Source organism: Candidatus Cloacimonadota bacterium (assembly GCA_019429305.1).
GTDB lineage: Bacteria > Cloacimonadota > Cloacimonadia > Cloacimonadales > JAJBBL01 > JAHYIR01.
Genome location: JAHYIR010000003.1, coordinates 107,352 through 128,858, shown reverse-complemented (window position 1 = coordinate 128,858; position 21,507 = coordinate 107,352). Strand labels below are relative to the sequence as shown.

The window sequence follows — 21,507 nt, the reverse complement described above, 5'->3', positions numbered from 1 at the left end:
ATTATTCCCATTCGATAGTTGACGGTGGTTTAGAACTGATATCATACAGCACTCTGTTAACCCCTGTTACTTCGTTAATGATTCTATTGGATACTCTTTTCAGAAAAGTTGCCGGTAATTCTGCCCAGTCTGCTGTCATGCCATCGCTGCTGCATACAGCACGTAATGAGCAAACATATTCATAGGTTCTTTCATCTCCCATCACTCCGACCGACTGAACTGGCAACAACACCGCAAACGCCTGCCATACTTCATGATAGAGCCCGTTTTTTTTCAGTTCTTCAATGAAGATGTAATCAATTTCTTGCAATATGCTGACTTTTTGGGGTGTAATGTCTCCAGGTATTCTGACTGCTAATCCAGGACCGGGAAATGGGTGCCTTTGCAGAATGGAGTCTGGTAATCCTAACTCCTTGCCTACCAATCGAACTTCATCCTTAAACAATTCCCTGAGTGGCTCGACAACACGTAATTTCATCTTTTTGGGAAGTCCACCCACATTATGATGCGATTTAATGGTAGCTGAAGGACCTTTAAAGGAAACACTCTCAATGACATCCGGGTAGAGAGTTCCTTGTGCAAGATACTTTATCTCCTGATGTTTTTCTGCTTCTGTTTCGAAAACCTCAATGAAGGTTTTACCGATAATCTTGCGCTTCTCTTCAGGGTCAGCGACCCCTTTTAATCTTTCATAGAATAACTCTTTAGCATCGATAGTTATTAAGTTCAAATGCCAGTGTTCACTAAATATCTCTTGTACTTCTTCGGCTTCTGCTTTTCGCAATAATCCGGTATCGACAAATACTGCCGTTAAACGATCTCCTATTGCCTTATCGAGCAATGCCGCAGTAACTGAAGAATCTACACCTCCACTTAATGCAAGCAAAACTCTATCGTCTCCTATTAGTTGCTGCAATTCTGCTACACTGTTAGTGATAAAAGATACGGGAGTCCAATCCCCTTTGAAGCCAGAGATTTTTTTCAAGAAATTGTCTAATATCTTTAATCCATTAAAAGTATGAGTAACTTCCGGATGAAACTGGATTGCATAGAACGGTTTAGATGTATGATGGATCGCAGCATAAGGGGAATTTTCACTTTGAGCTATGACTTCAAAATTTATTGGTGGTTCTGTTAAAGAATCTCCATGACTCATCCATACTTTCTCTATTCCATCAAGACCAGTGAAAAGCGGGCTTGAACTGTTGATTTTAATAGTAGCAAAACCATACTCTTTCTTAGTAGATTTGACTACTACGCCACCAAACCATTGAGAAAGTAATTGCATGCCGTAACAGATACCCAAGATAGGGATACCCATATCGAGTATTCCTTTGTCGGGAAAGGGGGCATTGCTTTGATTGACACTATAAGGACTTCCTGAAAGTATAAGTGCTTTAGGTGCAGTTTTTTTGATCTCTTCCAGTGTCGTATTGTAAGGTACTATCTCTGAATAGACACCTAATTTCCTCGTCGATTTCGCTATCAATTGTGTATATTGAGAGCCAAAGTCCAATATTAATACGGTCTCTTTATTCATTACGCACCTTTGAAAGATAAGAGCTTCTTATATTTTTTCTCGTTATAGATGCTGGAAGAATCAAAGTCTCTTTAATCCTCTTCTGCCTCTAGTGGGCACTACTACTTTGATGCGGATTAAAAAAACAGTTCCTTCTACCGATTCTATCTCTTCATTCTGTTCATTACAACCGATACAGAGTGTCTGATCTCCACTTCTGATTATCATAACTCCATAGGGCTCAATCGACTCTATTGTTTTATAGAACTTACTGCGTGGAGTTAGCTTCTTTAGTTCGAATGTGGTTGGGACGGTTATTTTCAAATGTATCACATCACCCAGTTTATGACATCCAAATATTATGCTGTTTTCAATTTCCCTGGCAAAACTTATCGTAGATTCCCAGACATCTTCAATAACCTGCTTTTCCGCATAATAGCGTCTTCGGTCGATAAAATTCTCCATTGCTGTCAGGGTCGTAAATTGAAAGAAAAATGCTTCTTGAATTTTTTCAATCTCTTCCGGTTTAAGGTTCCTTTCACGGTAGATTGACAATGCCGACTCAATGAGTTCTCTGTTGTTCTCCTGTAATAGTGGGCTAAATAATCCAAAGTTTGTCTCTAACTGTTCGATTACTTCCAGATTCTCCTCTCGACTGTGGGTTTCTGCCAATAATCTATCAAAACCGGGTATTTCATAATTACCGGTCAGATATGGTGCAAAGAAAACCGTTAAAATACCGATCATCTTATTACCTTTAACTATAGCCAAACTCCTCAAGCTCTCATAATCTTTGGTAATTTTGGTAAGTAATTTACCGGAAAAGATATTTACTGCTTCTTGAAAGTCCTTATCCTTGATCGTCGTCTTTTTCCCGCCAAACGCCAATATCACACACTCCGGGCACTGTGCCTTGATCATCTTCACCGATTCAAGAATATTTTTCTTTTCACTCGCATTCATCTGACTGGAGATATCAACTAACAGGATATCCGGCTTTTGTTGTGAAAGATATTCCTCTAACTCAATTCTAATTGCCGTCATAAATACTTCATCTTGATAAGTTTCACTTAAGTATTCACCTACCGAAGCTAACTTTTCTGGATCTGTTCCTAAAATGAGAGTCTTAAAATTATACATACCTTCCTCTAAAAAATAACTTAAATTAGCTGTTTCCTCTTACTATAACTCTTATACCATTAATATTATTACTAAATATTCCAGAAAGCTTATTAAGTCAATCAAAACATACTGGAATTGTATGTTATCACTCGATGTTCCTATATTTTAGTCAATGAAAAAATCTCTTTTCGACTCGGGAAAAACTTCTTTAACCTTAGGAGCCCTACGAGTCGGCGCTAGCCGACTCGTGGACTCCCTATTAGAATATGATAGTTAAAAATAAATATGGAATATTTTTCTTTTGTTCAATGTGGGATGACATTGATTGGTCATTACTTCTTATCATATAAGAAGTTATATATATGCAATTATATCAGCACGTGAAAAAGAGTTGCCAGAATGAGGACAGATTCAAAAAAAGATACTTGTCTTAAAAAATTTTAAGGGATCAAAGCAATGAAATCGAGTGTTAAGCAGAATTGGTATGGTAGTATGGTAATCATAACTTCATGGTTGGCAGTATTTTGTTTATTTGGATATCGGGCAACTTTTGCTCTCTTGAAAGATCCGATGAGTTCTCAACTTGGTTGGAGCCAGGCAGAGATCAGTCTTGGTTATTCATTGATGATGCTATTTTATGCAGTAACTGCATTTATTAGTGGTCTATTGCTTGATAAATGGGGAACCAGACCGGCTTACATTGTTGCAGCCATTTTCTCTTTTCTCGGTTTCTTCCTGACCAGTTACATGAGCAATTTTTATCTTTATCTCTTTACATTTGGATTATTAGGCGGAATAGCGACTGGAATGTTATGGGTTACATCTACAGTATCTGTGCGAAAATGGTTTATTGGGAAAACATATGGTACTATGTGGGGTCTTGTCTTTATGGGAGCCCCTCTATCTCAGCTTTTATTAACTAATCTTACCCGTATTCTCATGGATTATTCAGGTACAGAAGACTGGCGTTTAGCGATGCGCTATTTATCATACCTAATGCTTACAGCAATGCTACTGGCTGTTTTATTGGCAAAAAGAAATCCGGAAGATTATGGATACAAACCGGTCGGATATCATGAGCAATCAGAAGAGAAAACAATGACAGCATCTTTTACACTGCGAAAAAGTTATAGTTACTATGCTATCTGGGGTGTTATTCTCACTTTTCTCTTTAGTATGATGGCAGAATTCTTAATATGGACTCAAATCGTCAGCTATTGGACCGGAGATTTACTCTTGCCAAGATCACAGGCAATTAGAACTTATTCACTTATCGGTTTACTTGGGATCTTTACAATGCCAATAATGGGTATTCTGGCAGATCAACTGGTTAAAAAAAGTAAAAGAGAATCGGAAGGAAGAAAGATGATGTTGACGATCGGTACTGTTGTCGGACTTCTTGCCTGTTTGCTCTTACTCTATACCGGAAACTCTCTCTGGTTGATCTATTTTGCATGCTTATTTTTCGCTATCTATTGGGCAGTGATCCCGGGAGGAGTGATCGGGTATACAGGAGCGATCTATGGAACTCGTAATCTCGGGAAAATATGGGGATTAGCAACTTTGATCGTTATGGGTATAGGTCCTTTTACAGGCACTTTTATTGGTGGCTTATTAAAAGATATTTCCGGTGTTTATCGGTATTCGATCTATTTTTCGCTCTTCTCTTTTCTATTAGCAGTAATATTCTCTTGTACACTACCGAAGAGAATTGAAATAAAAAACCTTGAGAATCTTTAGTTAATTCTTACGAATGTGCTTCAAACCAGTTTGAACCAGCACCTGTATCAATAGCTAAGGGAATAATAATGCGGTATTTCTCCGGTAAGGCATTCTTCATTTCTCTGATAACTATCTGCCGTATTTTTCCCAGTTCTTTATTGTGAACCTCAAAGACAAGTTCGTCATGTACCTGAATAATCATTCTAACCAGCGGTTTCTCAACTTCTTTGTTAATTTTTTCGAACTCCTTGGCGAGTTTGATCATAGCCATTTTCATTATATCGGCAGCACTACCCTGTATCGGCATATTAACGGCAATGCGTTCTGCTTCACTCTGTAATCTTTGATTTGAACTATGGATATTGGGAATAGATAACCTTCTTCCCATGATAGTCTCGGCATAGCCATAAGATCGGGCTTTATACTTTTGCTGCTGGATGTATTCTTTAACTCTGGAAAACTTCGTAAAATAGGATTCAATAAACTCTTTGGCATCATTGAGACTAATATTGGTCTCTCTAGACAACTTGTTTGCACCCATACCGTAAATTATTCCGAAGTTAATCGCTTTCGCCATCCGTCTTTCATCTTGGGTTATCATGGTTATCGGTTTGTTTAAGATGAGACCGGCAGTTTGGGCATGAATGTCTTGATCGTGATTAAAGGCAGTTATGAGATTCCTGTCTTTAGAAAGGATACCTAAAATTCGCAATTCTATCTGTGAATAGTCTGCAGAAAGAATCAAATACTCGTCATCATCGACAGTAAAAGCTTTTCTGATCTCTTTACCGGCTTTACTCCTGATTGGAATGTTCTGCAGATTGGGATTCGATGAAGATAATCGTCCGGTAGTTGTGATCGTCTGATTAAATGAAGAATGAATTCTGCCCGTCTTCTTATCAACTAATTGGGGTAATGATTCAACATAGGTTGACCTTAATTTCGTCAATTGTCGAAAATCTATCAGGAACTGGGCAATTTCAAAATCCTCTGCTAATACTTCCAGTACATAGTTATCGGTTGAATAACCTGTTTTTGTTCGCTTAACAGGGGGAATTTGCAGATCATCAAACATAACTTTGCTCAGTTGCTGGGTGGAATTAATATTGAATTCTTTGCCGGCAAGCTTATAGATGGATTCTGTCAGCTTATCGATCTCTTTACTTATCTCCTGATTGATATCCTGTAAGACATCACAATCAATGTAGACTCCGTTTCTTTCCATTGTAGCAAGAACAGTGAGAAGTGGCATTTCGATGTTATTAAATAGGTATTCCAGCTTATTATCTGCTAATCTGTGCTTGTACTTTTCAAAGAGACGAAAGATCGAATTAGCATCTTCATTTGCCAGTTCAGCAACTATCTTAATATCCAGATCTTTGATATCCTGTTTTTTCTTGCCAGTACCCAGTATATCTTCCATCGGTTGCAATTCCAGATGTAACTCTCTTCGGGCACAATCGATGAGATTATGCTTAGCTAAAGCTGAATCTAAGAGATAAGAAGCAATCATCGTATCAAATAACGGTTCTCTTAAGGTAATACCCAAACTCTCTAATATCAGATATTCGTGTTTGATATTATGCCCCACTATGATAGCTTCTTTATTAATATAACTGAATATCTCGGTTAAGAGATTCGGTATGTATTCAAAACTGGATCTATCTTGGGAAGCTGTTGACTTTGAATAAGAGAACATAGATTTTGTTAAATCGATATAATAAGCATGTTCATTCTCTACACAAATGGAGATACCTGCAAGATAATCAGAATCTATATCATTACCATTCGAAGAGTTACTATCAAGTGAAAAAATGTGATTATAGGAACCGCCTCTCCTTGTCGAAGGTACTATTGCAACAGCTATGATCGGTTTTTTCTGTAACTTATCAAGTAGCTCCTTGAGATCATTCTCTTTTTCAATCAGATGAGGTATAAATTCCGGTTTTTTGCTATCACTGTAAAAATCAAAAGATAATTGAACAACATCGTTGCCCTGAACACTCTCATCTGTCTTAACTGACGTTGATAACTTCCGATCCACGGTTACAGATTCTTCTTTTTCCCAGGGAAAGGACAGTTCATCTGAGAGAGTATTATGTTCTAGTTCGGCATTAGTTGTCTCACTCTGTTTCTCAGAAGCTGTTGAATTATCAGTAGTTAGGGATATTGATTGATTAAGCTTATTGAGAATCGAATTCAGTTCATATCTTTGCAAGTAAGGAATTGTTTTTTGTAGGATATCTTCATTAAATTTCGATCCCTCTATGAGCTTTCTCAATTCTAACCCTGTTTCGGCTTCTATTGGTACATCAGTCACTATTCTTGCTAATCTGCGAGAGAGATAAGCTGATTCTTTACCATCCAGTAACTTTTTTCTTAATGATTCGGAAGAGATCTGTTCAATATTAGTATAAATATCATCTAGGGTGTTAAACTGTTGTAATAGCGTTGTAGCACCTTTCGGCCCAATGCCTCTCACACCGGGAATATTATCAGAGCTGTCTCCGATTATCGAAAGGTAATCGGCAAATTGCTCGGGAGTTATCCCATACTTCTTTTTAACTTGTTCAGCATCGACTATCTTCTCGGAAAAAGGATCAAATAGGGCTACTTTATCATCAACAATTTGGGCAAAATCTTTGTCACTGGTAATGATCACGATATCATAACTATCTTTTAAACGCTCTGCTAAAGTTCCTAAGATATCATCCGCTTCAAAACCGGGAATCGATACCTCCGGTATACTTAAAAGTTTGAAAAAATCTTTTACCGGTTCAATCTGAGATATTAGTTCTTCGGGAGCCGGTGGTCGATTAGCTTTATACGTATCAGTAATTTCATGTCTGAATGTCGGTTCTTTCAAATCGAAAGAAACTATAATTCTCTCAGGTTTCTCAGTATTTATCAGTTTTAACAAAGTATTTACTACCCCGAAAATCGCACTCGTATTTTCTCCGCTACTATTCCTTAGGGGATTGTTTATAAAGGCAAAGTAAGCCCGATAAATAAGTGCTGTCCCATCTAAAAGATATATCTTTGACATCTGTTTAACTTATCCGATCACTCTAACTAAGTAAAAAGGAGGCACTTTTATAAGAGCGCCTCCTTTAAATTATATTTCACACTAAATACTTTTTATAATCCTAAATCGTTGATTATCACATTCATCATCGCCTTAGCTTGATCCTGATCCATATGCGATAAAGGAAAACCAAACATATATGTCGTGTTCTGAGAAGTTGATCTTCTGATAGCAACAGGTTGATTAGCAAATGGTAAAGCTGCTTCAACATCTGAGACAACCATTCTATAGATCGTTTTGACATTTGTATCTTCAATTATGTTAAAATCAAAATAAGCTACTGGCCCTAAACCCTCGAAACCAAAACCGACTACAAAGGGATTAAACTCTGGAACGAAATCAAGTGCGGGGAGAGGTAATGATGCATTAGAATCTGGAGTAGCCCCAACAAAATAAGGATTCACATTATACTGGTTACCAAGTCTTCTTATGGCATCCACTTCTTCATAGGGAATACCAAAATATCTCTCGAAGTTAAAGTTGATAAATCCTTGTCCATAAAGAGCTTGCTCATGCATTATTTTTAGATTTTGACCGGCACTGATCAGGATATTACCACCATTTCTCATATAAAGATTGATGGTATCAAAATCATCATGAAAATTGGAGCTGTTGGGACCTATTTCTGTGGGATTATCACAATGCCAGATAATAAATCTATACGGTTCAATGTCTGGTGGTGCTATAATATTTCTTTGCGCCGGGAATAGATTTAAACTTTGAGTAGCTTCCCTGATAACTCGACGATTCATAAAATCAACTGTTCCTGAGTAATCAGATACTAAATGCTGATAAAAGCTGTTAATATTAGCATCAATAATTGGAAAACTTTCGTTATCTATAATCAAGATACCCGATTTTTGATCACGAGGTATTCTCTCCTGAATGACAAAATTTAGCTCTTCAATTTGTGATGTTCTGTTTTGAGAATCAAGTACTCTGACTTCAAAAAGATGATCTCCAGGCGCAACATTTGTTAACAACGCTCTCGTATCTATATCATAAAATCTTGGTACTCTCAGCCATTCAGTTCCATCTTCATCTACATACTTGTATCTTGTCTCAAACTCAGGATGGTCCCATAGGGGTGGGTAATAGTAAGGAGCACCATCTAATCGTATATCAAAAGCTTTTACTGATGCCAGATAATCAGTGTTTGTTCCTTGATGATGAACTTCATTAATAAAACCTTTATCTGGATCATTATCCTCAAACTGACCTCTCCAACCCCAACTCAGATAGATCCTAATATCATCACTATGCAAAGCGGTAAAATTTAAGTCACTGTTAACAAAGAAAGGCATTCCTAATTGTGTCCCTTCGGGTGTTTCTACCTCCGGTAGTGGTCTGAGAATAGAAGCATCCTGAAAAGTTGTAAAATGATTGCTACCCAACACATTGGTTCTTCTGCGATATACTATTGCTTGTGGTCTAAAGTTTTCATATACCCTGAATTTAGCTGTTCTCTCTCTTGAATGTACATTAGACATATTCACGGCTTTCATAATCATCAAGGTTTCGGTTATCGGTGTACTTGTATAATCATTAGGATTCGTAAACTGATCAGGATTCAAGGCAAAAAATACATCGTCCCTGCCAATAAAATCCGCTGGATCATCATCTTCAAGAGCCAACCATATTCTGCTGACATTACGTTGACCTCTTGTGGTAAACCAACCATTGTCCCCTTCTCCCGGTAAAGGTACTTGGGAGATTAGCTCTCCAGTTTGAATGTTCCTCTTTTCAATGCGAAACATGAAATATTGAGGAATGTTCGTTGTATATGGGGTATTCTCAGTAAAATGAAACTCCACATCAAATCCTAGACCAACTGTTCTGTATCTCTCAATTTGAGTATCTGTTTCTTGTTCAGCTAAAGCGATAGGATTAAACCGGTCAGCAAACATAACCTCGATATCGGGAACATCTGAGGTTACGTTAAAAAATCTTCTGTTAATCTGGCTCTCTTGTTCGTAATTGTCTATACACTTTATCTCAAAAATGCTGACTAATGATGGCAGCAATTTGTATTCGTCTTCATCTTCATCATAGTATTCTTCTGGAATATATGTTCCATCTGTTGCCGGGAAATTGATGACATCATAAACCTTTGTTGTCCAAATTGTCCTAACTTCAGGATCTGTTAACGGTATAGATTGATCTGCTCCCGGTTTATAATGGTAGATCCATCCTTCTTCATCAATATATTTCTGTGGTATGTGGACTGGCTGATTGTCTAAGTCTAAAACTCTATAGGCATATCCTTCTACTACTCCACCTTGCGATTCGCCGCGCCAGTATATTCTCCTTTGAAAATAATAGGGATCTGCTATTAGTGTGTCTGATTCTACACCCTCATATGATGTTATGTAAACAGTTGGTGGATTAATAACATTCAATGACCCTCGTTTACCACAACCTGTTAAAAGAGCGATAAGAGTTAAAAGTATAAACGTTGAAACTATAAACCAATGAGTTAACTTGATAACCCTTCGGCGATTTACGGTTTTCATGATCCCGAAACTTAACATCTGTTTCCTCCTAACTATATGACAGTTAATATTATAATTCATAGTGTTTCAAATATAAATGGAGAACGATTTAGTCAATAAAAAATATCCTTTTTTCTTTAACCAAATGTTATGCTAACTATTCGGAAGCTCTTGATACTTAAAACAACCATATATATCTAGTATCAGATTTAATTTCTTGTAATAATGACTTATTTTCTTCTTCTCGTATATAAATATAGAGGCAGTCTTAAGACTGCCTCTTGAAAGATATATTTAATGATTATATTTAGTAGTTTATTTCAGTAGCATCATCTTGTTGACTTTATTGTAGTCATGTGTAGTCATCTTGTAGAAATAAATGCCTGAAGAGACAGTTTTTCCAGAATCGTTACTGCCATCCCAGACTATTTCATGAAATCCCATATCGTAATGGTCATTGATCAAACTCTTAACTCGCTGCCCACGAATATTGAAGATCTCAATACTGATATTACTAGCTTGGGCAAGGGTAAAAACAATCTTTGTCTCTGGATTGAACGGATTGGGATAGTTACCTCGTAGTTCAGTTACGAAAGGAAGTTCTGTTTCATCAAGAGATAAATCTTCTTCTGTCCTAAACTTCCATATTCGACAACCTCCAGTAAGTAGATAATTATCTTCAAGAACTCTTCTGGTCTCACTTACTGATTTTGTGTGAGTCTTGGAAGTAACAATATATCTTTCTCCATTCTCTAAAACAATATATGGGATGACCTGCCAGTTATATTCCTTATCGTATTCCAGCTCTGTAACTTCATAGGTAGTGGCAATTCCAACATCTTCCATATCTACAATTGAAGGTGCATTTTCATCAGATTCCCAGAAAGCAAACAAATAGCCTTCTGGTTCAGGATATTCATATATGGTATTCGGATCAAGTTCCCATTCTAAGACAACAAGATCAACAGGAATCTCGTTTGCCTCATTCTCAGGATAGATTGCTATTGCAGGTAGAGGGGTTTTCATAAATAGTAGATGGGGATAACCATTATTAATAGTATAATCAACATCAGCTCCCCAGATATTTGAAAAATACCAGCCAATATAAGTATTATCAGCATAAGGATAGGTCATCTCCTCAGTTGTTCTTCCTTCTCCTCCGTCACTTGTTGTTTGTCCGGAAGTTACAACATTCCAATAACTATTACCCACAAATCTGCTGCCTGGGTCATCCCAGTTCTGCCCAATTAAACCACCGATAAATTCTCCCGCTCCTACTACTTGACCAATACTATAACTGTAATCAACCAAAGAATCAAAATTGAATCCTACCAATCCACCGACATAATTATTACCATCAACATTCCCTATGCTGTAACAATTGCTTATCGTTGAAGAGTACCAGTTAACACCTGCTAAGCCTCCAATTCTATGACCATCTGACGATACATTGCCTGTACTGTAACTTTTACTTATGATAGAATTACTATTTATACCTACCAAACCACCGACAAAATCTTCCCCACCGGTTACATTTCCTGTACTATAGCAATTATGTATTGACGAGTATGATCTGTTGAAGCCAACAAGACCCCCTAAATGAGAGTACCCGCTTACATCACCATTGCTATTACTATCATCTATTCTGGATGACCAATTATGACCTACAAGACCACCCAAAAACTCATCTCCTACTACATCAGAGGAACTAAAAGATTGACTGATTAATGAATTAGCTTCATTCCAACCAATAAGACCACCAACATACCAACCTCCATCTATACTACCATTACTGTAACAGTCAAAAACTACAGAATCAATTTCATTTCTTCCGATCAGACCACCCACATACCACTCACCTACAACATCGCCGATACTGTATGAATTTATGATAGCTGAATCAATCATGTTATTTCCAATAAGGCCACCAACATAATTACTTCCAAGTATTTCTTCATCTACATCCTCTTTTAGACCGATCACATCTCCCGTGCTATAACAGTCAATTATATTAGAATCTATTTCGTTTTGACCTATTAACCCTCCAATATAATCTCTTTCACCAGATATAATGCCTGTTGCATAACTATTGCTAATATGAGATTCTCTCTCATTCAATCCTATCAGACCTCCCACATAGTTCATCGTTCCTGACACATTACCTGTAGAATAACTATTGTCGATGTTACAATTATCTCTATTCCTGCCGACTAATCCACCAACACGACTTCTACCACTTACATTACTGCTGCTATAACTATTGGTGATATGACTATTTATTTCACTAAATCCTATTAATCCACCAACATTGTCAAGTGTACCTGCTACGCTACCGGTGATGTAACAGTTATCGATCATAGCTGAATTTCTACTATAACCAAAGAAACCTCCAACATTAAATCTACCTGTAATATTGGCATTGGGTAGTCCTAAATTTACTACCTTACCCCCATCAACGTAGCCAAACAATCCTTGTATATTTGCGTCACGATTAATAAACAAACCGTTTATAGTGTTACCGTTTCCATCATAAGTACCTTGAAAACTCTCTGCTTCTGTTCCATAAGGGAGCCAGCCCTGGGAAGTTCTCCATACTCGTAGCCAAAAATTAGTATTTGTCGGAACTTGATGGCTTGTAGGAGGATTTATACACATAAACGTATGGTCTCCCGGAGGGGCAGGGGTTGCCGTAAAATATCTAACAAAATCTCCCTTTTCATATTCGATGTCATTTTGCCATTCTGGTACTTCATCAGGATTAGTTATAGGCAACATGTCGATATCATTGGCTTGCATCCAATAGATTACTTCGACCTCTTCATCATCTTCATCATCTCTACTATCTTCTGCTAAATACAACCTAATATTGTATAAATGCTCGGCTGTTTCAATAATATATGGATGATCTTCTGTTCCAGAACCACTGGCAAAATAGGGAGTAAAAGGTGTTGCTTCAACTATGTTTGATGGTTCTGATTCACCATCTGTATATACAGCCGTAACATAATATTGATAGGTATAATCATTTAATATATCGGTATCTTCATATGTAGTAACAGTAATTAATTCTTCCAGGTCGATCTGTTCTCCGTCTCTATAAACATTATACCCTTCTAAAGATCTATTAAAACGATCTAAATCACCCCTCATGGCAGCTGGAGCACTCCATCCCAATTCTACATACCTGTCTCCTACTTCAACAACTTCCAAATCTGTGGGGGGGGGGAATTCTTCTCTTAATACCTGCGCGGATAAACTCAATGTAAATAAAAATAGTAATATCATTATTACCCAAGTATTTAACTTAATCCCTTTATTGCTAATCATTAATCCTCCTTAACTCTATGTCGATTACATTTATAATTCAACTTTAGTTCCCTAACTCATTAATTGGTTTTTAACACACTTAATAAGCTATCGCATCAAGCTATTTAATGATGTTATCATTATTTACCAAGAAACCATTATATATTCTATATGTCAAGAAATCTTAACCGTTTTTTGTGCTCAGTTAGTGGAGTAGAAATGAATGAAAAAAAAGGTTGCTAAAGAATTGAGAAAAAAACATATCTTTCTTGTTTTCTATGTATCTTTTATCTACGTTTCAATATAATTCTGTACTTTGATAAAAAAAGGGATGGGTGAAAACCCATCCCTTCATGGCTTACTCTATTTTTTCAAGAGATTTATTAAACTATTACGAGTATGTACTCTTATTTAACCAAGAGCATCTTTCTCATTTCTGAATCATTATCGGTAGTTAGTCTGTAGAAATAAACTCCACTACCTACTGATCTACTATTGTTATCGGTTCCATTCCAAACAACACTATGCTCTCCAGCTGGTCTGTTATCATCAAGTAGTGTTTTAACAAGCTGTCCCTTCACGTTATAAATCTCCAGATTAACTCTGGAAGCTGAAGGAAGATTGAAGCTAATTGTGGTTGATGGATTGAAAGGATTCGGGTAGTTCTGTCTTAACATCTGAGCTGGATTTACTGCTACTTGACCATCATCAACACTTACCGGTCCGAAATCGATATCGATAGATGTGTACATCGTTCTTCCACCTGTTACAGGACTGTTACCCTGTACTGAAGAACCATAATCTTCCTGATCTAAAAAGAAGAAGTGCAATCTAAACCAGTCATTGCCAAGATCTTCCATATGATCTGATATATACCAATAAGTTGGTATCAAACCAGCTAATTCAGGAGTTTCAATAGCATTAAGAATTATTGGTTCAGACCAAGTCTCACCATAATCACCAGAAATTACAATGTAGGTTTCTGGAACGCTTGCCCAGTCTGCATATTGAGCATCACCGGCGTCATTAAACAATTTTGCCTTTGTACTCACTTGGAAGAGGGCAACCATGTACGGTCCATTCTGAATAATTCTATGATAATTTTCATGGAAAAGATCATCATTTCCATACCAATAAACTGGATAGCTGGCATAAGTCAGCAAGAAACCATCATCATCAAACTCTGGTGGAATACTCCATGGTAAGTACAAAGATCCATCCTCATTTCTAGGATACATGTCATTTATTGTAATTTGTTCTGTGTCGCGATGGAATTTTATATGTTTAGTAGTTGTAAAATAAGGATACCAGGTGTTTTCTTCAGTAGATAATGAATACACTGCTAAGAAGTGATAATTGCCTTGTTCGTCGATAGCTACACCAGAACGATTAACATAGGGAGAATATCGCATATCTTGATAAGGTGTATTGCTGTCACTCTCAAAGTAGTCATCAGGATTTTCTACCATTATAGTCGGGTCTGAGGTATACATAGTCCATTCGCCTTCACCATAGTTATCGTTTTCCAGTAAAAAAAGTACTTCATTGGGAGTAAAAGGTTCTTCTGAATCGAGATCTACCGAATGACCAAAAATACCAACATGACCGTCTGTTTTAGATACGATCATTGCTCTGAAAGTTCGGATGTTTTGTTGACGCCATGTATCAAGTTGTGGAATTGTAACATATGTCCAGTCATCTTCATTATAAGTTTCCAAATCAGTAGGATCTGTGAAATCGGCAAAAGCGATCATTGAGTTTTCACAAGGGTAACCCGATAAGTTGCTAGTGAAATTTCGGGCTGCCACATAAACTCTTCTTTGACCGGGATTAGGAGAAGGTCCTATATAGACAGAAGGCCAGATAAATTCTTGATCTTGTTCGGGACCAATATCATAAGGATTGAGAATAACACCATAAGGTGTTTCCCAAAGACCGGGAATACCGATCATGTCATAGCGGTCAAAAGTTACTGGGCAGGTATAGAAAGTTGGGTTACTGGGATCAGGTGTATGCCAAGAAACGAAAGGATCACCAGTTTCCCAGTCGATATCGATACCAGGAAATCCTTCTGCTAAAGTAGCAGTTCCGTCAATTAATCCGGGTCCACTTGTTATGTTCCCGTCTTGAATATATACATAATATACTCTTCTGGTGCCACCTGCAGCCGGTGTTGCTTGAAAGGCAATATAAATGCCGCCACCTGTGTGTATACCGGCAGGTGTCGGTTGAATACGGATAGGAATGGACTCATATGCACCTGGAAAATAATCATAATATGTTGTCATAATGTTTAGCGGTAAAACATCAAATGCATAATCGGGTGCATCTCTGCGACTGCTCTCCACTATTTGATGGACAGCATTATCTGGTTTTTCGGTTAGCAGATTGGTCGGTTGCATTAAATCTGCATAAATAAAACTCGCTGCTAACAAAACAGCAATGATGATTAATACTGATTTTTTCATCTTAATCCTCCTTTAGGATAACTTTTTTTCTTATTGGTTTTTTTGTTCTGTTATTCATAGAAACTATTCAGTTCGAAATTAGTATTGAATTTTCAACGATAGTCTTTGTGCTTTTGACATTAAACCACTCTCTTCGAGATCTCCCATGCCTGTATAAGCATAATCCAAATCGATTATAGCAAAACTAACTGGTATTCTCCATCCAAGACCAAAGGAATATTCAGTTGCATCATAATTAAATTGATATCCCGCACGTAAAGCAAAGACACCTAATTTATATTCTGCACCAATATTCCATGTTTCTTGTCTATCGACACAATTATCCAATTGCATAGAAGCTATCAAAACATTATTGCCGCTTCTATACAGATCTAAAACAATACCGAGCGAGAAATTCATTGGTAACTTAAAAGGGTATTCTTCTCGGTCTTCATCTACCAAGCCATCACCATCATTATCGATCAAGTCAAAAGGATCTTCATCAAAGAGACCATCACCATCATTATCGATAGTATACTCCAGATCAGGCCCAAAGTTCCTTAAAGACATACCAATCTTGAGATTTCTCCATCCTGTATTGTAGGTAGTGCCGATATCAACAGAATAACCATTGACTGTATGTTGAGATTCCCACCCTAAATTTTCTCTGAGATATTTACCTGTCATACCAAAAGCGAAACGATCAGTAAATTGACTGGCATAGGTGAATCCCAAAGCCAAATTATAAGGAGAGAAAGTTTCTCCTGTCGGTCCAAAAACCTCTTCGGTTGTTATATCCATTTGATCCATATGAAGAAATGATATACTAAGGGCAAAGACTCCAAAATAAGTATATCTAGAGGCAGCAATGAATTCATGGTTGATATTAGCAAACCAATTAGTATGGGATAACAATATCTGATTGTTAGTTGTTAATGCTAATCCTGCAGGATTCCAATATACTGAAGAGATATCATCAGAGACAGCAGTATATGCTTCTCCCATTCCAATTGCACGGGCATCAACCCCTAATTTAAGGAATTGTAAGCCCGCTGTACCTGTTTTAGGAAATATTGCCCCGAACATGAGACAAGGAATTAAAGCGATCACAGCTATTATTATATATAGTTTATTCACTTCTCCTCCTTATTGAATGATGACGAACTTGTCAACTTTTATTTTTCCATTAGCGTGATTTTTTACAGAATACAAATAAACACCCGGGGCTAAGATTTGATTATGTCGTGATAGTACATTCCAAGAAGCCATTCCACTGGCTGCTAAACCATGAGTGGCAGCACGGCTGACATTTATAATATCTTCTTCAATGGCTCCATAATGTTCAATGGTATCAACCAAATCCCCAGCAAGAGTATAAATCTTTATCGTTGCTCTTTCAGGAAGATTAACGAACCAGATTCTCTTGCTTCTATCTCCCTTCATATCACCTTCTCTTCTTCCGTCGAATCTGCTTAGCCCAAAATAAGGATTAGGAACTACATAGATATTGTCCATGCTTTCTTGAGCTTCAGGTCCCGGGAAAAGGACTTTCATATTAGCATCAGCGTCTCTTCCTGACTCAAGAGGTTCCAGGTTAAAGTCCGGCATACCTCTGTCCCAAGCACTGACTGCTACATAGTATTCTATGCCTTTGGGTGGAAAATCTATGTAATGACGATAAAACCTACGAGCAAGACGATCTTTATGCATCTCATAAATTTTCTCATCTCTCTGGACAGGTTGTGGTCTGGGATCATTAATGTCATAAAAATTCAGTACCCATTGTCCACCATGACCAACTAGCGGAATTAATGAATCGTCATACAATTCAAGATATATACTCGGTGTTAATTGGGGATCATGGGGATTCATAAATATTAGAGCTTCCTGTTCAAATGTTAGATTCATATTCCCTATATCAATTAGATCATCATAAGTATACTCTGTGAAGTCATACAGATGATAACCATATATTGTTTGTCCCTCTTCAATAGAAGATAAGAGATACATCTCATCGAGATAATAATATTGAGTATCATCCTCGGTGGCAATTCTTGGATTTGGAAGTCCTTTATCTAAGCCAGTATAACCACCATAATCATAATTTAACTCTGCTGCCGGATTGATTGCAATAACATAATCATCTAAATCTTGATCTGTTTCGACCTTATCCCATCTATCAATAAGCATCCAGTTTTCTTGAATACCGGAACCAGATCTGCCATACAACGAGTAACCCTGAAAATCGTGCCGTAATCTGTTTGCAGTCCAGGGATTAACAACTGCATTGGGATTCAAAGCATCAGTATCATCAGGATCAGGTGGTCTAAATTCTTTAGGCCACTCATCGATCGGAATTCCGTTAGGATAATTATAAAGATAACTATCCTCCCATTTAGGATTAAAGGTCTGCCAACCCAACTGTTCAGAAGGAACTACCATTCTATCTCTTGTAAACTCTGATCTATTATCCCAATACACATCTATTCTATTGCCGTTATTGGCTAATTCAGCATACATCTTTGGAATATTTGGGGGTTCTGGTGCTATATAGTGTGGGAAGATGTCAGGCAAAATAACTGACTCGAGATCTTGTGCATCTCCATATATCAATTTTGCCCAAGTTGCTGTTTGTTTCAATTCATCTAAATTTTCACCGGGGAATACTGCCACAACGATCTTCATTGTTTTGCCAGGTGCTAGGTTCCAAGAACCGGCAGTTGGATTAGTCGTACCTTGCATATCTCCATAGAAGGCAAATAAGAACCTTGTATCATTGGGACTCGGTTCCTCATACCAAGGATTTTGATCAGGAGTCCATCCAACAGGTCTTAACGGTCGGAAATAATCTTCATTGGGGTTTCGTCCGGTCATTAACCAATACTTCTCATTCGATGTTACCAGCCCAGCCAGAGGGGGTATTCTTCTCGGTCTACGGTCATTGGGACCATCTCCTCGAGTCCATACCCAACATGCAAATTCAAGCTGCTCCGGATCAGGGGTACAAACTCTGGCACCAATCCAACCGGGTGTAAGGCCACCGTCTCCATCATAGTCACGAGTGTAGGCAAACTCGAAACCTGTACCGGCAACATAACCACTAACATCGTCCAGGGATCTGGCATCTCCGTCCCATGCCTGTGGTCCGACATCACAGTCCATATAAATCGCCATAGCACAGTCATAGAGAGTATCAGCAGGATTCATGTTGGTAATATTAAACTCAACATAGACCAGGTTCTTAATATATTCATAGCTCCATTGATAGCTAAGCTGTCTCACTTTAATATTCAATGGATACCTGACAAACTGACCAGCTGAACTACCAGATTTCCTTTCTTGATGCCTGGGATCTCCTAAGGCACTGAAAGGACTATAGTCATAATAATAAGATATATAGTCCTGCTCAGATACAGGAGCTCCATCTTCATCTTCATTATCATCTCCATCATCATTATATGGCATAGTATAATTATATTTACCGTGCGATGGATCTCTTCCCAAATCAACAAATCCCAGGGGAAACCAAATATCGAGATTATTTTGGATAATTTGACTCTGGAAAGCCGGATCATGTTCATGAAGATAAAGACTACCCAGCGCAGCTATTTCATCAGGTAGTTCATCTGCTTGACGGAATGGAAAAGCTATTCCAATTGGATCTTCATCAATTAAACCATCTCCGTCATCATCGACACCTGCTCTTTGGGTTCTGATTGATTGAGACACAATCCGATCATAAGGATTATATTCTCCGTATTCTGGTCCTAATAGGTCTTGCTCGAAGGGAAAATATGCCGGTAATAATTCCGAATAATCATAATCACCATCAAATCCAACTGCAACTAGTGTGTCGATAACTACCTGCGTATGAACTATCGGATCAAAATTAGGATCACCTTCTGCAATAGTATCATTCTCATCACTAGGTGGCCAATTGCTCCAATATAGCTTTCTGCCTTGAATATCTCTTCTGACCTTTTTAGCTCCAAACCATAGTGAGCCGAGATAAAGATAATCAATCCCGCTACCACCGGGATATTCAAGAGAAGGCCACTGTGGTTTATAGTTTCCAGAACCAAAAAAGCCAAAGTTACTCACTCTGAGCCAGATGTTCCCAACATCATGCCATTGCGACACATCCATTATCCTTGATGCATCACCCTGCTCGATAGCAGCTGCGTGAAGCACATCAACTTGGCTTAAAAGAATCATGAGAACGATGCATATTACATATTTTGTAAACTTCATACTACTTTCTCCTTACTACCTTTGCCTAATCTTTTTCAGTACTAATCAATAGTACAAAGAAAAAGCAAATAGTATATTTATTACTCTAATTGAAAATCTATTGGAATCCTCGCCCAAACAGCAATTGGTTGACCATGAGCTTTGGCAGGAGTAAATTCCCATTGTCTAACTGCTCTTATAGCAGCTTCATCAAGACCACCAGGTCCTGCCATGAGAGATCGAACTACTTCAACAGCTCCAACCGAGCCATCTCTTAAAACTTCAACCTCAAGCAATACTTGACCTTGAATACCACTTCTTCTGGCGAATGTAGGATATTCCGGGTTGACCCTTCTGATCGGCAGTGGTGGTTCGTCATAGATAACAAACCTTGGAGTTTGTCCAATACCGGGTGGTGGTTGAACAACTTCATAGGGATCAAGAACTGTTCTATCTATTGTTTCAACTATCTCCAGATCATCATCATCTCCTGTTAAATCATCATCAATAATAATCTCTACAGGAGGTCTCATTAGCTCTGCTGGGGGTTCGATTCTTTCTCGTATTTCCGGTGGAATTTCAATTGCTTCAGTTATTCTAATCTCTGTTGTATAGGGCCTTACTTCAATCTTTGGTGAAACGAGAAACGAGAATAGAAGCAATAGAACAGCCAAGCTCATTGCTTTATCATAATAACTATTTGCAACATCTTTCCAATCGGTATATCTTTTATTATTCATTTTTTGCCTCCGTTGTTATCTTTGAAGCCGCGCTTCAAAAGACACTCTTAAGGCATTTGCTTCTCTAAGCTGATTTAATATATCAGCCATTATTCCATAATCGGTATTTCTATCGGTTCGAAAACTTACTATTGTATTAAAATCATCATATAGTTTGCGAACCATAATGTCCCTTACTGTAGGAATATCAACAACAAAGTCATCTATAGATATCATTCCGCTCCGATCAACATATATAGTTGTAGCATTACGTCTAGGTACTTTTTCAATACCACGAGCATCTGGTAGAGTAACTCTTAATCCACGTTCTTTAACATAAACAGTAGAAACCATAAAGAAAATCAAGAGCAAGAAAGCAATATCTGCCATAGAACCGGATGGAATAATACTTTCAGGTTTTGATTTAGCTTGTAATCTCGGCATTATTCCTCCTTAATTTGTAGATAGCGAAATTTTTTCAGCACCAGCAGCTCTTAATCTGTCCAATGCTTCAATCATATAATGATATCTGCTTCTTCTATCTGTTCTCAAAGATACCACGAGGTCAGGATTTTGAGCTACCATTTGTCTGATTCTACTCTCTAAGGCAGCATAAGATATTTCTTCATCATTGAGAGCAACTCTTCCTTCACGGTTAATAAGAACTCGGGCAATATTTTCCTCTCGGACCCTAACTCTTTGTGCCCCTTCTTCCGCTACTGGGGGTAGTACCAAACCTAATCCCTGTTTGATATCAAATTTAGTCGTCGTTAAAAAGAAAATCAGGAGTAAAAAAGCCACATCAGGTAATGCTGCTGTGGGAATGCCTCCTAAATTCTTCTTCTTCCTGCGAAATTTCATTTAT

Annotated in this window: 12 protein-coding genes; 1 reads left to right on the top strand and 11 read right to left on the bottom strand. The window is 37.8% G+C overall.

All coding sequences use genetic code 11. From position 1 onward, the window contains the following. Nucleotide 1: 1 nt before the first annotated feature. Together guaA and K0B81_02730 are read right to left on the bottom strand one after the other, a co-directional pair. Nucleotides 2–1,540 (bottom strand): glutamine-hydrolyzing GMP synthase, encoded by a 1,539-nt coding sequence (guaA, locus tag K0B81_02735; protein MBW6515517.1) that lies wholly within the window; start codon nucleotides 1,538–1,540, stop codon nucleotides 2–4. A 60-nt stretch (nucleotides 1,541–1,600) separates the two neighbouring features. Further along, nucleotides 1,601–2,659: a hypothetical protein gene (locus K0B81_02730; GenBank protein ID MBW6515516.1), complete on the bottom strand. Its 1,059-nt coding sequence runs from the start codon at nucleotides 2,657–2,659 to the stop codon at nucleotides 1,601–1,603. A 438-nt stretch (nucleotides 2,660–3,097) separates the two neighbouring features. Between K0B81_02730 and K0B81_02725 the strand changes: the two genes are divergently transcribed. After that, entirely contained in the window at nucleotides 3,098–4,381 is a 1,284-nt protein-coding gene (locus K0B81_02725) for an MFS transporter (GenBank protein ID MBW6515515.1), read from the top strand. 7 nt (nucleotides 4,382–4,388) lie between these two features. Here the strand turns inward: K0B81_02725 and polA are convergent, their stop codons facing one another. From polA to K0B81_02680, 9 genes are all read right to left on the bottom strand, one after another. Then, nucleotides 4,389–7,409: a DNA polymerase I gene (polA, locus tag K0B81_02720; protein MBW6515514.1), complete on the bottom strand. Its 3,021-nt coding sequence runs from the start codon at nucleotides 7,407–7,409 to the stop codon at nucleotides 4,389–4,391. A gap of 92 nt (nucleotides 7,410–7,501) precedes the next feature. Then, nucleotides 7,502–9,979 (bottom strand): hypothetical protein, encoded by a 2,478-nt coding sequence (locus tag K0B81_02715; GenBank protein ID MBW6515513.1) that lies wholly within the window; start codon nucleotides 9,977–9,979, stop codon nucleotides 7,502–7,504. Nucleotides 9,980–10,255: 276 nt separating this feature from the next. Then, the gene (locus K0B81_02710; protein ID MBW6515512.1) at nucleotides 10,256–13,267 is read right to left on the bottom strand and encodes a T9SS type A sorting domain-containing protein; all 3,012 of its coding nucleotides are present in this window, start codon (nucleotides 13,265–13,267) and stop codon (nucleotides 10,256–10,258) included. A gap of 386 nt (nucleotides 13,268–13,653) precedes the next feature. Then, complete coding sequence (locus K0B81_02705) at nucleotides 13,654–15,714, bottom strand: T9SS type A sorting domain-containing protein (GenBank protein MBW6515511.1); 2,061 nt, start codon at nucleotides 15,712–15,714, stop codon at nucleotides 13,654–13,656. Nucleotides 15,715–15,792: 78 nt separating this feature from the next. Then, nucleotides 15,793–16,830, bottom strand: coding sequence for a PorV/PorQ family protein (locus K0B81_02700; protein ID MBW6515510.1), 1,038 nt, complete (start codon nucleotides 16,828–16,830; stop codon nucleotides 15,793–15,795). A gap of 9 nt (nucleotides 16,831–16,839) precedes the next feature. Then, nucleotides 16,840–19,944 (bottom strand): hypothetical protein, encoded by a 3,105-nt coding sequence (locus tag K0B81_02695; protein ID MBW6515509.1) that lies wholly within the window; start codon nucleotides 19,942–19,944, stop codon nucleotides 16,840–16,842. A gap of 80 nt (nucleotides 19,945–20,024) precedes the next feature. After that, the gene (locus K0B81_02690) at nucleotides 20,025–20,663 is read right to left on the bottom strand and encodes an energy transducer TonB (protein MBW6515508.1); all 639 of its coding nucleotides are present in this window, start codon (nucleotides 20,661–20,663) and stop codon (nucleotides 20,025–20,027) included. A 15-nt stretch (nucleotides 20,664–20,678) separates the two neighbouring features. After that, on the bottom strand, nucleotides 20,679–21,086 hold the full coding sequence (locus K0B81_02685) for a biopolymer transporter ExbD (GenBank protein MBW6515507.1): 408 nt from the start codon (nucleotides 21,084–21,086) through the stop codon (nucleotides 20,679–20,681). Nucleotides 21,087–21,095: 9 nt separating this feature from the next. Beyond that, on the bottom strand, nucleotides 21,096–21,503 hold the full coding sequence (locus K0B81_02680) for a biopolymer transporter ExbD (protein MBW6515506.1): 408 nt from the start codon (nucleotides 21,501–21,503) through the stop codon (nucleotides 21,096–21,098). Nucleotides 21,504–21,507 lie beyond the last annotated feature (4 nt).